This window comes from Rossellomorea aquimaris (assembly GCF_008180865.1).
Classification (GTDB): Bacteria; Bacillota; Bacilli; order Bacillales; family Bacillaceae_B; genus Rossellomorea; species Rossellomorea yichunensis.
Window position 1 is genome coordinate 966064 of record NZ_VTEX01000002.1, and the last position, 13279, is coordinate 979342.

General features: G+C 41.5%; 13 protein-coding genes. 6 read left to right on the top strand and 7 right to left on the bottom strand.

Annotated elements, in window-relative coordinates; all coding sequences use genetic code 11:
- Positions 1–258: 258 nt before the first annotated feature.
- On the top strand, positions 259–1221 hold the full coding sequence (locus tag FZC88_RS12290; protein ID WP_148995066.1) for a S8 family peptidase: 963 nt from the start codon (positions 259–261) through the stop codon (positions 1219–1221).
- A gap of 237 nt (positions 1222–1458) precedes the next feature.
- On the opposite strand, the gene FZC88_RS12295 is transcribed toward FZC88_RS12290, so the two are convergent.
- The gene (locus FZC88_RS12295; protein WP_113968558.1) at positions 1459–1698 is read right to left on the bottom strand and encodes a YkuS family protein; all 240 of its coding nucleotides are present in this window, start codon (positions 1696–1698) and stop codon (positions 1459–1461) included.
- Positions 1699–1759: 61 nt separating this feature from the next.
- The gene (locus FZC88_RS24040; RefSeq protein ID WP_187443187.1) at positions 1760–1915 is read right to left on the bottom strand and encodes a hypothetical protein; all 156 of its coding nucleotides are present in this window, start codon (positions 1913–1915) and stop codon (positions 1760–1762) included.
- A gap of 149 nt (positions 1916–2064) precedes the next feature.
- On the opposite strand from FZC88_RS24040, the gene FZC88_RS12300 reads away from it, so the two are divergent.
- Positions 2065–2502 carry a ferritin-like domain-containing protein gene (locus FZC88_RS12300; protein ID WP_148967263.1) on the top strand — a complete coding sequence of 146 codons (438 nt, stop codon included), beginning with the start codon at positions 2065–2067 and terminating at the stop codon, positions 2500–2502.
- 36 nt (positions 2503–2538) lie between these two features.
- Here the strand turns inward: FZC88_RS12300 and FZC88_RS12305 are convergent, their stop codons facing one another.
- Positions 2539–4800, bottom strand: coding sequence for an ATP-dependent DNA helicase (locus FZC88_RS12305; protein ID WP_148995067.1), 2262 nt, complete (start codon positions 4798–4800; stop codon positions 2539–2541).
- A 100-nt stretch (positions 4801–4900) separates the two neighbouring features.
- Between FZC88_RS12305 and FZC88_RS12310 the strand changes: the two genes are divergently transcribed.
- A complete protein-coding gene (locus FZC88_RS12310; RefSeq protein WP_148995068.1) occupies positions 4901–5500 on the top strand; it encodes a YczE/YyaS/YitT family protein in 600 nt (199 codons plus the stop codon).
- Between the two features lie 49 nt (positions 5501–5549).
- Here FZC88_RS12310 and FZC88_RS12315 read toward each other — a convergent pair whose 3' ends face one another.
- On the bottom strand, positions 5550–6806 hold the full coding sequence (locus FZC88_RS12315) for an ATP-binding protein (RefSeq protein ID WP_397541191.1): 1257 nt from the start codon (positions 6804–6806) through the stop codon (positions 5550–5552).
- A gap of 205 nt (positions 6807–7011) precedes the next feature.
- The gene (locus FZC88_RS12320; RefSeq protein WP_148995070.1) at positions 7012–8061 is read right to left on the bottom strand and encodes an ATP synthase beta subunit C-terminal domain-containing protein; all 1050 of its coding nucleotides are present in this window, start codon (positions 8059–8061) and stop codon (positions 7012–7014) included.
- A gap of 298 nt (positions 8062–8359) precedes the next feature.
- Here FZC88_RS12320 and FZC88_RS12325 point away from each other — a divergent pair, with 298 nt between their 5' ends.
- Together FZC88_RS12325 and FZC88_RS12330 are read left to right on the top strand one after the other, a co-directional pair.
- Complete coding sequence (locus FZC88_RS12325) at positions 8360–8686, top strand: cyclic-phosphate processing receiver domain-containing protein (protein WP_148995071.1); 327 nt, start codon at positions 8360–8362, stop codon at positions 8684–8686.
- Between the two features lie 117 nt (positions 8687–8803).
- The gene (locus FZC88_RS12330; protein ID WP_148995072.1) at positions 8804–9874 is read left to right on the top strand and encodes an aromatic acid exporter family protein; all 1071 of its coding nucleotides are present in this window, start codon (positions 8804–8806) and stop codon (positions 9872–9874) included.
- A gap of 51 nt (positions 9875–9925) precedes the next feature.
- Here the strand turns inward: FZC88_RS12330 and FZC88_RS12335 are convergent, their stop codons facing one another.
- On the bottom strand, positions 9926–11092 hold the full coding sequence (locus tag FZC88_RS12335) for an acyl-CoA dehydrogenase family protein (RefSeq protein WP_148995073.1): 1167 nt from the start codon (positions 11090–11092) through the stop codon (positions 9926–9928).
- A 192-nt stretch (positions 11093–11284) separates the two neighbouring features.
- On the opposite strand from FZC88_RS12335, the gene FZC88_RS12340 reads away from it, so the two are divergent.
- Complete coding sequence (locus tag FZC88_RS12340; RefSeq protein WP_187443597.1) at positions 11285–11788, top strand: hypothetical protein; 504 nt, start codon at positions 11285–11287, stop codon at positions 11786–11788.
- Positions 11789–11834: 46 nt separating this feature from the next.
- Here FZC88_RS12340 and FZC88_RS12345 read toward each other — a convergent pair whose 3' ends face one another.
- Entirely contained in the window at positions 11835–13244 is a 1410-nt protein-coding gene (locus FZC88_RS12345) for an alanine/glycine:cation symporter family protein (protein ID WP_148995181.1), read from the bottom strand.
- Positions 13245–13279: the final 35 nt, after the last annotated feature.

The following is a 13279-nucleotide window of genomic DNA, read 5'->3' on the forward strand; positions in this document are numbered from 1 at the left end:
CCTCTCAGTCAAACGTTTGTTTAAATTTTCGATATTCAGATTGACACATCGATCTCTACCCCTGAGGTTCTCACTCATTCTTCCATTGAATACTACCCGTGGAATTTTAAAAATCCCCTCCCCTATGCTTAAAAAGGTGAAAATATGATTGGTTTTATTTTCCTATTACTATTATCCCTTTTCATTTTGTCCCAAAAATGTTATATTTTCAGAAACTTCAGATTTTTATTACGAAGTACCATTTTAGGAGGGATTGATATGCAAGGTGAAATTAGGTTAATTCCATATTTCATGGACGAAATGATTGTTGATGCAAATGAAATTCCTAAAGGCGTTGATTTAATCCAATCTCCTAGTATGTGGAAGAATGGGTACAAAGGAAAAGGAACGACAATCGCTGTCCTGGATACAGGCTGCGATATGAACCATCCTGATCTGGCAGGGAGAGTGAAGGGATTCCGCAATTTCACCGACGATGATAACGGTGATAAAGATAACGTTACTGATTATAGCGGACACGGCACCCATGTGGCTGGTACGATTGCTGCAAGTGAAAATGGTGACGGGGTTATCGGGGTTGCGCCACTGGCCGATTTATTGGTCATTAAAGTACTGGCAGGTAGCCGTGGGAGTGGCAAATACGATTGGATTGTAAACGGCATTCTGTATGCCATCGAACAAAAAGTGGACATCATCTCCATGTCATTGGGAGGTCCCACTGACCACAAGCCTCTGCACGAAGCGATTCAAAAAGCGGTGGATGCAAATATATCAGTTGTTTGTGCAGCAGGTAACGAAGGTGACTCCAACAGCAGCACCGATGAGTTTTCTTTTCCCGCTTGTTACAATGAAGTGATTTCTGTAGGAGCCATCGACCTTCAAAGAAAATCTTCTTACTTTACGAATTCCAATAATGAAGTCGACTTGGTGGCACCGGGTGAACAAATTTTATCTACCATTCCTGGTGAAAAATACGCTAAGCTCAGCGGAACCTCCATGTCGGCTCCACACGTGTCAGGAGCATTAGCCCTCATTAAAGAATTCGAGCAAGTATCTTTTGACCGTAAGCTTTCAGAAACCGAAGTGTATGCACAACTCATTAAACGAACCGTTCCACTCGGATTCCCAAAAACTTTGGAAGGAAATGGTCTGTTGTTTATCACAGCACCTGACCTATTGAAGGAGCACTTGAGAAACCAGCCGCTTGCACAGATTGGATGACGGAACTAGTTGATTTTTGGCTCATTTCCGCCTGAATGAAAAGAACCCCCCTGCTTAAATGCATTTATGCCGGGGGGTCTTTTCATTCAGGCGACCTTTCAGCTTTGCTGAAAGGCGAGTGAAACGTCCGTTTCACTCGAATGAGCCAAAAATCGTGCATTCACCCTTCTTATTACTATGCTACTGAAAAAGAACAGCCATCAATGACTGTTCTTTTTGAGCTACACTTTTTTTCTACTATTGTAATCTGCTCTCAACTTGCTGACATACTTCATCAGCACTTAGACCACTTGCTTCAATCACGGATCCTTGAGTAGCTACGTTTTGAATCCCCATTACATTGGAATCCATCCCTGTCACTACGCAGCAGTCACAGCCGTTTGCATCTGTTTCCTGTTTTAATTCAACGACGTCATGCCCCTTTTCACGTAAGGCTTGCACGACGTTTTGTAAGGATTGTTCAACACCAATTCTCATGCCTTTACACCTCCTGTTTCTACATATAGGTTTTTCTTTCGGGGAAAAAGATATTCGTCATTTATTTTTTATTTACTTGTTTGCCACTTTTTTTCTGGCTTTGGCCTTTTGAATTCCCCACCTGAATATCAGATCCGAATTCTACATCATTCTTAGCCTTTTGCTTTGCCAACTGTTCTGATGTTTGGTCCATACTCTTCTTTCCCTGTTTAGACATTCTCATCCCTCCTCTGACTTTTATAGAATTAGAATCCCCATTTCAAGGCAAAATATTTGAAGGGCATTCGATTACTTTCAGCATGTTTATTTTTCACTATGCCGGGTAAATACCCTATATATAACAATAAATAAAAGGGTGGTATTCAAATGGATGACGCAAAATTAAAAGAATTAATCGATGGATTAAATGAAGATTTAGCGAATGAATATGCTGCAGTTATACTTTACACAAACTACGCTGCTGTCGTGAGCGGCTTATACCGTCAAATCTTAAAGCCTTTCTTCGAAGAGGAAATCCCTGATGAACAGGGGCATGCTTTATATTTAGCCGAAAAAATTAAAACATTGGGCGGAGATCCAACGACTACTCCGGCTGCCGTGAAACAAACAGATAATGTGAAGGAAATGTTAGAGGAAGGCCGTAAAGCTGAAGCTGATACAATCGAACGTTATAAAATTCGTAAAGAGCAGGCTGAGGAATTGGGTCTCGTCGAGCTTAGCATCAAGCTAGATGACATGATTGCAGATGAAACCCATCACCTTGAAGAATTCGATCGCTTACTAAAGGATCCTTCTTTTAACTAATATACGAAAGAAGACCGCTATATCAGCGGTCTTTTTTCATGTGATGATTTGATAATCCTTCCATTCTTCAAGCAGTAATGACTGATATTTCGGTGACAGATAACGATCGTCGATCAGTCTGAGGACTCCCGTATCCTCCTCAGAACGGATGAGCCTCCCCCCTGATTGAAATACTTTATTTAACCCCGGGTAGACATAGGCATGATTGAATCCATTTAACCCCCGTTCATTAAAATAGTCCTTAATGATTTCATGATCCCTGCTTGGCTGAGGAAGCCCTACTCCAACAACAATTACACCCTTTAATCGATCTCCTTTCAGATCGATACCCTCTGAAAAGATGCCTCCCAATACGGCAAATCCAATAACCGGACGATCTCTGTCGCTTTGATACTCCTTTAAAAATTTCTCTCTGTCTACTTCTTTCATATTAGGCTCCTGGATGATGAATTCTGCATCCATTGCATCCTTATTCATTTCCTCAAAGGCTTCCCCCATATAAGCGTAAGATGAAAAAAAGACCAGATAATTTCCTTTATACTCATTGAACGCTTCTGTAATGGAACGTGTAATCGAGGAAAGTGTTCTTTTTCTGTCCTTAAACCGGGTTGAAATCGGATGGATCCCAACCTGCCATTGTTCTTTTTCAAATGGCGAAGGAATCAGAAACCGATAATCCTCTTCACACCCACCCAGTTGCTGAAAATAGTACGTAAAGGGGTGAAGCGTAGCTGAGAAAAATACTGATGATCGAAACGACTTCGTTATTTGTTTGATAAGCTTTGAAGGATCAATGCAAAATAGTTTCACTTCTACATCTTTAGGCGTTTGATCGATCACAAAGCGATGTTCAGCGGAAAAGAGGTTTGTGATCCTCACAAAATTTAATGCATCAAAGTACAATTGAAGAAACTCCTCAGACCAATCTCCTTCCGCTTCTCCCAAATGTTTTTCTGCTATCTCAACAAAGCTTTCCACCTCATCAACTAATTCTGCATCCATCTCATTACGCACATCGTCCCCTTGTTCTTTTTTCAAACGGAGGAATTGCTTATTAACCGCGCCAATGCTTTGCTTCAAGGCCTCATATTCCGGATACTTTCTTTTGATTTCTAAAAAATCGGACTTCCTCAGGGTGGCTGAATACATTTCCCTGCCCCTGCCAACAAGGTTATGTGCTTCATCAATGAGTAGAGTCGTATTCTTCTTTCCTTCATCGCTCATTCTTTTTAATGAAACTTTTGGGTCGAAAATGTAGTTATAATCACAGATGACACCGTCGACTAAATAGGAGAGGTCGATTGAAAATTCAAACGGGCATACCCGGTGCTTCCTGGCGTATGTTTCAACAATCGGGCGGGTGATGATGGTTTCGTGCGTTAAAATATCAATGAGCGCACCGTTAATTCGATCATAATAGCCATTCGCAAATTCACAATACTCTTTCTGACAAATAGTTTCTTCCTGAAAGCAGATTTTGTCTTTTGCCGTAATGGTAATCGTCCTGTGTGACAATCCTTCACGTTCTAAAAGAAGCAGCGCCTCCTCTGCGACAGTCCGGGTAATCGTCTTGGCAGTCACATAAAACCATTTCCCATCCATCGCTTTGATCGCAGGAAATAAGGTTGAAATGGTTTTCCCTGTTCCCGTCGGGGCATTCGCATACAAAGACCTGGATTCGGCGACCGTCTTATAAACGGCACCAGCAAGCTTTTTCTGCCCTTTTCGATAAGTTGGATAAGGAAATCCAAGGTCTGGAATACTCTTTATCCGGTTTTCCTGGTTGGTGAGTAAAAGGGTAGCAAATGGAGTATAGGCAAGCAGTGTCTCATCAACGATGTGTTGAAGCTCTTCCATCGTATAAGTACGGGTGAAAGACTTCGTTTTTTCAGATTCTACCTCTATATACGTGAGCTGCACGCCAATATTCTTCAGCTGCTTTTCTTTTGCCAATAAGTAAGCGTAGCATTCACCTTGAGCCCAGTGGACCCGGGCACCTTCTTCGATTTGTGCTACAGGTCTTGCCGTTGATTTAATTTCTTCTACGATTACTTCCCCGTATTCATAATGGATCCCATCACAGCGGCCTTCAAGTTGATACACAATATCCTCCACCAATCTTTCTCCTTTTAGGAAGACTTCTTTCTCATCACCTTCTTTGTATTCTTTCTGTAGTTTTTGATGAAGCTTTGTTCCGATGGTCATGGAAGAGCGGGCTTGAAACCTTACATCTATGCTTCCTTCTTTATAAACGAACTCTACTAATTCCCTTATCGAAATCTTGACCGTTTTCTTCATGTGACGTCTCACCCCTTTCTTTCCCACATAAATTATCATTCTATTTTTTTTCAGTGAACATATATATTAGACAAGCTTTTTCGAACGGAGGATTCGGGGAATGAAGGCACGATTCATTTTTTATTGTATAGGATTACTAGCATTGTCATTAGGTGTTTCTCTTATTATTAAAGGGGATTTGGGGGCGGCTCCATGGGATGCACTGGCCGTTGGTGAATCTACTCTGTTCAACCTTTCAATCGGGACATGCATCTTCATCAATGGATGTATCCTCATCTGTATAAACGCTCTTTTATTAAAGGAGGCCATCCAATGGTTAGCTGCTCTCTCCATCTTCGTCATCGGGATGATGGTTGATTATTGGATCACGATCGGTCTTGAAACGCTTCAACCGGTCGGATTTATTCAACAATTGTCTCTTGTGCTGACAGGTATATTGCTACTCGGCATCGGAATCTCCATTTATCTTCAAGCCAAGCTGCCTTCAAGCCCCATGGATACATTTATGGTGGCGATTCATAGACGGTTCGGCTTAAATTTACGAAATTCCCGTTTATTGAACGAGGCGATTGCCATTACGTTAGCCATGGTGTTTCATGGAGCGGTTGGTGTCGGAACGGTGATTGTCGCCTGTTCGCTTGGATTTATTATTCATATCTTCTATCCTATCATGGAACGTATGTACGGGAAATGGAGTTGATTGAGTTTTTATTTTGTCTTGTTGTCCATAAAAAAACACTTAGTGATTCCTAAGCGTTTTGGTTTTTCATATATGTATTGGGGAGATTGGAATCAAATTTCGCAACCTTTTCACTATTCAACGGAAGATCGATTGTGACGACTGTTCCTTTATTAACAATGCTTGAATAATGGATATGACCACCCATGGCTTCAATGATGCGCAAGGACACCGAAGTACCTAATCCAGTACCTTGGACCTTTGTTGTAAAAAACAATGTCCCAAGTCGTGCGATTTGATCTTTAGTCATCCCTTTGCCTGTGTCTTCTACCGTGACGATGGCTTGGGTATGGGTGATTTCTAAATTCACGCTTACATTTCCTTGAGAAGGAGTCGCTTCAATGGCATTCTTGATGATATTGACGAAGGCTTGCTTCAACTTATTTCGGTCTGTCAATAGAAATCCATCTTCTTTGAGGTTCGCTTCAAGGTAAACCCCCTCTTTAAGGGCATACGCATTCAGAAGCACGGTAACATCCGAGAGGACCTCTTTCACATTGATTTTTTCAATTTTTTCGAACTCTGGCTTGGCAAAATTCAAATAATCATTAATGATTTCCTCTGCCCTTCCTAACTCGCTCAATACGATTTTCAAATATTCCTCATGAGTCCCCGTAACTTGCTTCTTCATTAATTGAAGAAATCCCTTGACGACTGTTAGAGGATTACGTACTTCATGAGCAATGGAAGCAGCAAGCTCTCCCAGTGTATTAAGTTTCTCAGATTTCAGGATCTCTTCACGGAGCAAACGCTTCTCGATCATCCACTCATTGAGTTGTGCAGCTACACCGACCCCCAACACCTGGATGCCCCCGAATATCAGGACGTAGACCCCCATTTCTTTATTACCTGAAACTGGAACTCCTGCAATGAATGCAAATGAAAGAAGAATCCCAAGCATCACTAACGCTGGCCAAAATCCAAGTAACACGGCAAATGTTACCCGTTTCTTTGGTGGGAATGTCCAGAACCGATTTGAAATCAGGAACGGAAGGGTTCCCGCAAGAAATGCACTTACAAATCCGAAAATGATGGCATCACCGCCGTTGATGATTCTTGCGGTTAAAATGAATATAAGAACAATGACCCCGGCTTTTCTCCCTCCATACAGCATTGATAGAACCAATGGTATATAGCGGAAATCCCAATACAACCCGAAACTTTCATAAGCGAATATTAAACACATAAACGCGGCAATCCCATGTAATACACCTATGAAAACAGGTGATTTTCCGAGCCTATGGTTTTCAAGGAGTGAAGTTTGAATGAGAACAGGAGCCAATATAATCAATACATGTAATAATAATTTCTCGATAATCATCGAATTGTCTCCCATTATAAATAGTCATTACTTTACACATACGACAAAATTCTCGTAATTCCTCTTTCATCTCCCACAAAATTAAGAAAAAAGTAACGGAAAAGGGACGGACCTCGAACGTTGCTGTCGAGGTCCGTCCCTATGTGAAATTCTAAATCAGTTTACCTTTGTAGGTGAGTTCTTTTGGTTCTAGGTGGTTGTATTGTCCTTGGAGTATTTGTTGAATGTCTTGGATGGTCTGTTGGATTCCGACGGTTTGCCCTTTTATTTTGGTGAATTCTTCTGCCACGTAGAATGGCTGGCTCAAGTAGGCTTCCAGTCGCTCTCCTATATGAAATAGATCGAGATCCGCTTCAGGTATTTTATCTTTACCGATTGTATTCATGAGGACACGAATTTCTTTGTAGCGTCTTAGCAGCTTCTTGGCTTTCTTGTGAATAGTCGTGTGGCTTGAATCCAGGGCGTCGTCTTCAAGTAAAATCGATGTAGACTGCACTGGGTGGATGGCCGGGTACACCCCCCGGGTAGAGAGATCAATATCGAAGTAACATAAAGTATCGAGTGGACCGAACGGGTCCTCTTCATCCACTGCTTCACCGGTGGGATCAAATAAAACAGTAGTGATTTCCGGATAGCTCTCTCCTTCGAATCGCTCTCTCAATTCATATAATTCCCCTGACACAATATAGGAACGGTCAACATACAGGAGAATTCTGTCTTTATCCTCAATAAGGCTGACTTCTGCAAAGGCTTCATCAATCGAGTTGCATTTCGCATCAACAAACCCTTCAAGATCACTCAAACCAGGATAGGTTTTATCCGGCGTCAATAAGATCGATTGATATCCTTTTTCTTTCAGCACTTTTGTCATTTCCGCTAAAACAACAAATTGACCAACCTGTGCTCTCGCCACGAACCCATTCGTTCCACCTTGGACAATCGGCGCAAACAAATCGAGTGGTTTGATTCCCGTTTCAATCATAGTTAATTTCCCTCCTTGAATAATTAATTCATCCAGCGTGCAGTTAGCCAGATTTGCTAATGTAACTATCGTTTTCACTTCGGCACGTCCTACAGAAATCTTGCCGGTACATAGATTGGATACCGTTGCAGGTCTTAACCCTACTGTTTTGGCAGCTGATGTTAAATTGGGTACACGTCGCCGCAGCAATGAAACATTCAACCTTAAATTCTCTTTCATGGTAAATATCCCCTCCTTACTTTATAAAGTAATACATTTTACTCCTAAAAGCAATTGTTTTTATCATCTAAACGTAATTTCTTTACCTTTAGAAGTAATTTAAAGATGAAAGGTGGATAAAAGCTTTTCCAAAAAATAGTCATTTCCCTCTATCGTTTAGAATTCCATAAAGATTAACCTCCATAATCCAACAAAAAAAATACAATTATATTTGTAATTATCATACTATTGACCTATATAAGTATTTGTCAATGTCTGTTAGGCTTAAATTAAGTCAAATGACGAAAGAAGAATTAATATGACAGTAAATGTATTTTTAGACGATTACCGCCACTGTCCTCAAGGGTACATTCTCGCGAAAGACATCGATGAATGTATTGACCTGCTTCTGAATTTTTCTATCGCTCATCTTTCATTGGATCATGACTTAGAAAGCAAGACCCGTAATGGATTAATGCTCGTACACTATATGGTAGAAAAGCAGCTATTTGCAGAACGCATCACGATTCATTCCGCCAACTCTGTTGCAGGCAAACAAATGTTCAAGTATTTAAAAGAGGCTCAGAGTGAACACAAGATGCCTAAATCAATCAAGATTATGTTACGTCCTTTACCTCTCAGATGAGTTATCATATAAAAAAGAACTGTTCCCCGAACAGTTCTTTTTTTGTCCATTCATTTCAATTGGGTTTTTCTTACTTTATAATGAAGGCGACAGTAATTTAAAAAAGAGGGTTAAATTATGGATTTTCTGAAAAAATTTCAATTTGTCGGAGGCAGAATAGCCAAAACCGGTATTGCCGTTTTTTTAACGGCTCTTGTGTGTGAGCTTTTAAATTGGCCAGCGACCTTTGCCGTCATTACAGCCATAGTCACCATCGAGCCCACAGCCGCAAATTCAATCAAGAAAGCATTCATTCGTTTTCCCGCTTCAGCGATAGGAGCACTATTTGCGGTAATCATTGCTTCCACGTTCGGGGATCACCCCATCACTTATGCGTTGGTCGCGCTGCTCACAATCATTACCTGCCACAAGCTTCATTTAGGGGCAGGCATCCTGGTCGCTACGTTAACTGGGATTGCCATGATCCCCACCATACACGATCACTATGTAGCTACCTTTTTCATTCGCCTGGGCACGACCACCATCGGGCTGATTGTGTCTACATTAGTGAACTTGTGGATCCTTCCACCAAAATACTCGAAAACGATTACGGCCAAGATTCATAATCTCTATTTCAAAACGGGCAATTTATTAGAAAAAAGAGGCTCTGAAGTTCTTCAGAATCACTCTCTTCACCGGGATACAAAATTGATCTTCAATGATATTTTGAGAGACATAGAATCTACGGACACCCTATGCGAATATCAAAAGGAAGAATGGAAGCTTCACCGCTCCAGTCGTGAGGAATTGCGTTATTTCCATTATGAGTACAAAAAACTTAACCTCTTAAGGCAGATCCTTTTTCATATTGGGAACCTAATTTACTTACCTGTTCAGTATTCATTCAGTGAGGAAGAGAAAGATCGTATCTTACATGCGACCCAATCATTGAAAGGCATCATGCATCATCCATCGTTTCACATACCTGAACAACATTTTACTCTAATGAAAGATTTACTCGAGGAATTCTGGGACGATCATGAAGGACTACATACAAAACCCTTTCAGTCCATGAAGCATCACTTTTCCTGTGAAACGGTCATGCTGTACGAATTACTATCCATTCACGACCTTTTAGAGGAGCTCAGTGAAATACATGTGTTAGAAGCCCAGCATCAAACCGTCCTGGAGAAAACGTTACACCCATAGATACTAGTAAAGGTATAGACAAATCGTGTCTATACCTTTACTAGTGAAATCTTATTTCAAAGCGTTATTCGCTAGCATTGCTATCACCATATCATCCATCGGCGGATTGTGAAGACCAGCCCTTACATCACGATAATAACGTTGCATCGGGTTCGAGCGGAAAAGACTTTTTGCTCCAACAATTCTCATGGCGATGTCTACAATGTGAAAGGCGCTGTTCGTCACGATATGTTTTACAGAAGCAAGCTCTGACCCCATGTGTATCCGTTTTTCAGGCTCACTCACCCACTTATCGGCTACTGAATAGAGAATTTGCCTGGCCTTGAATAGTTCCAATTCTATTTCACCAATTTTCCGTTGAACTTCAGGTACATCCTTGATGGGTCCCGGCAGACTGTTTGGTGAATAGTCCTTTGCAAATTGGATGGCATAGTTGCGTGCGGCGATCGCAACACCTATATAGCATGCGGGTATGTGCAGGAGCCATGCTTTAGGAAGATCATTCTTTCCTCTCGGATTTACACTATCACGTTCGACCAAGGCAGAAGACGGGAGATGTACATCCGTGAGAACGAGATCATCACTGCCCGTTCCTTTCATGGAAATCGTTTCCCACGTTTCTTCGATGCTTACTCCTTCCAGGTCATGATTCACCAAGAAGAATCCTTTCTCTTCCGTGTCTCCGATTGTTGCTGATACTAAAGAATAGTTCAGGATTCTCGCCATAGAAGTAAAGGATTTCCTGCCGCTTACTTTCCATCCCTCTTCCGTTTTCACTGCTTTGGTTTCGGGAAGTCCTCCACGAGTGGGGCTTCCCGTTGCCGGTTCCGATGCTGCCCTGTTAATTAGAGCATTGTTTGCTACAACCTCTTCACAAAGTTCTTTGAACACTCCTTCATCCCACGTCCGGGTTTCCGTCAATTCCATCAATCCCCCGAGATGCCAGCCAATGGACAAAGCCGTTGCCGCGTCCCCAGTAGCAAGCCTTTCTTGAATCATCACCAGCTCATATAGGCTGATTTCTTCCCCGCCGTACTCTTTAGGAAGAGATAATGTTCCATATCCCTTTTTCTTCAGGTCGTTGAAATTCTCATAAGGAAATTCATCTTCCCTGTCATACGCTTCCCCTCGTTCAGAAAACACATCAGCAAGCTCACCAGCTAAATCAACCAAATTCCTTTGGCGATCATTCTGTATATACGGTTCATATAAGTCCATTAAAACAGCTCCTCCTGATAAATATCACGTTTTACTTCTTCTATTCATCATAATCAATTCACATGTCTAACTCAAAGATATTGTTTACTAAACCGATAGGAATTAAATATTTTCTGTTATCCGTATAAATCTATTTTCATTAAACCAATCTAAGAGTAAGATATCTCGTCATCCTTTTAGGAGGGATTCACCGTGAGTCATAAAAAAAACAAACTTTATATACTCATTCTGATGCTCGTTTCTTGGGTATTCCTCTTACTAGCAGGAAAAGAGAGCTTAAAAAAGTATTTACCTGCCTCTATGTTTATGTCATTCCTCGTTTATTCAGAAAATGTTTTCGCAGAAAGAGTGAAATGGTGGACCATCACTACCAGGCTTTTCCCGAATGTGAATGGCATTATGCCTTTTGTGATTGGGGTTTTTTTGAGCGGTTCTGTTTGGATTCTTAAATTCACCTATAAAAACATTTATCTTTATGTATTGGTCAATTTCCTTGTCGATACGTTCTTTACATACCCTTTCTACTCCCTTTTCAAAAAACTCGGTGTGTGGAAGCTAATCCGCTTAAGGCAGTATCAGCTATCACTTCTGTTCTTTGTTAAATCATTACTAATGTATGCGTTTCAGAAGTTTATCGGTGACCGGCTTTATTCGAAAAATGAAAGACCTGCTTCTAAACAACAAGGTCTGTATTAACCGAAAAAACCTGCTGCCCAGTTAGGCAACAGGTTCTTTTTATGGGTTAAGATGCATTTTCCTTGTCTTCTACTTTATATTCCTGCTCCCAGAATTCTGCATTTTTGATGCCGAGCTTTGTAGAGTTGAAGACTGGATCAAGACCTTGCTTCTTCTGCTCTTCGTAATCCTTGAGTGCTTTTAAAGCAGGTTTGGCAAGGATAAGGATGGCGATTAAATTCAGCCATACCATGATTCCAAGACCGATATCACCTAACGCCCATGCTAAAGCGGCTTCTCTTACTGCTCCGTAGAATGTAGCAGCAAGCAGAACAAACTTTAAGATGGTCATCGCCACTTTTGAATTCTTCCCTCTCATCAGGTAGGCAACATTCGTTTCCGCCATGTAGTAGTAAGCCATAATAGTTGTAAAAGCAAAGAAGAATAATGCGATCGCGACAAATGATGCTCCGAATCCAGGGATGACTGATTCAATCGCTGCCTGTGTATAACCAGGTCCCGCTTCGATTCCTTCTAAATTGTTCGCAAGCATTGTTCCATCAGGAGCTTCTGTGTTGAAGGATCCAGTAAACAAGATCATGAATGCTGTAGCCGAACAAACCAGAAGAGTATCGATGTAAACGGAGAACGCTTGAACCAGCCCTTGTTTAGCAGGGTGGGACACTTCAGCTGCCGCTGCAGCATGTGGTCCTGTACCTTGACCTGCTTCGTTGGAATAGATTCCACGTTTCACTCCCCAAGACACGGCCATCCCGATGATTCCACCGAATGCTGAATCAAAGCCGAATGCACTCTTGAAGATAAGAGCAAAAACTGCCGGGATTTCAGTGATATTCATTCCTACAATGATAAGAGATAGAAGAATATAGGCAATCGCCATAAATGGGACTACGTAAGAAGCTACTCCAGCGATACGTTTGACCCCACCAAAAATGATGACTCCGATTAACACGACAAGACCAATACCAGTTACTGTTGTACTAAGACCAAATGCATTTTCAAGCCCTAATGCAATGGAATTTGATTGAATTCCAGGCATTAAAATACTCATTGCAAGCAATGTAGCAAGTGAGAATAGCACGGCATACCATTTCCAGCCAATCCCTTTTTCAATATAATAGGCTGGTCCTCCACGGTATTCCCCATTTTGCTTCACTTTGTAAATTTGAGCAAGTGTGGATTCGATGAAGGCACTGCTTGCACCGATAAATGCAATCGTCCACATCCAGAATACCGCCCCTGGACCACCAAAAGCTATGGCTGTTGCAGTACCGGCGATGTTACCCGTCCCGACACGTCCTGATAACGACAGCGCCAACGCCTGGAATGAAGACACACCAGCTTTGGAGCTACCACCCTTAAACATTTGAACCACCATATCTTTAATCAACCGGACTTGTAAAAACTTCGTTAAAATAGAAAATAATAACCCTACACCCAAACAGAAGTAAATCATGACCGGAGACCAAAGTATTCCTACCAACTTGCCAA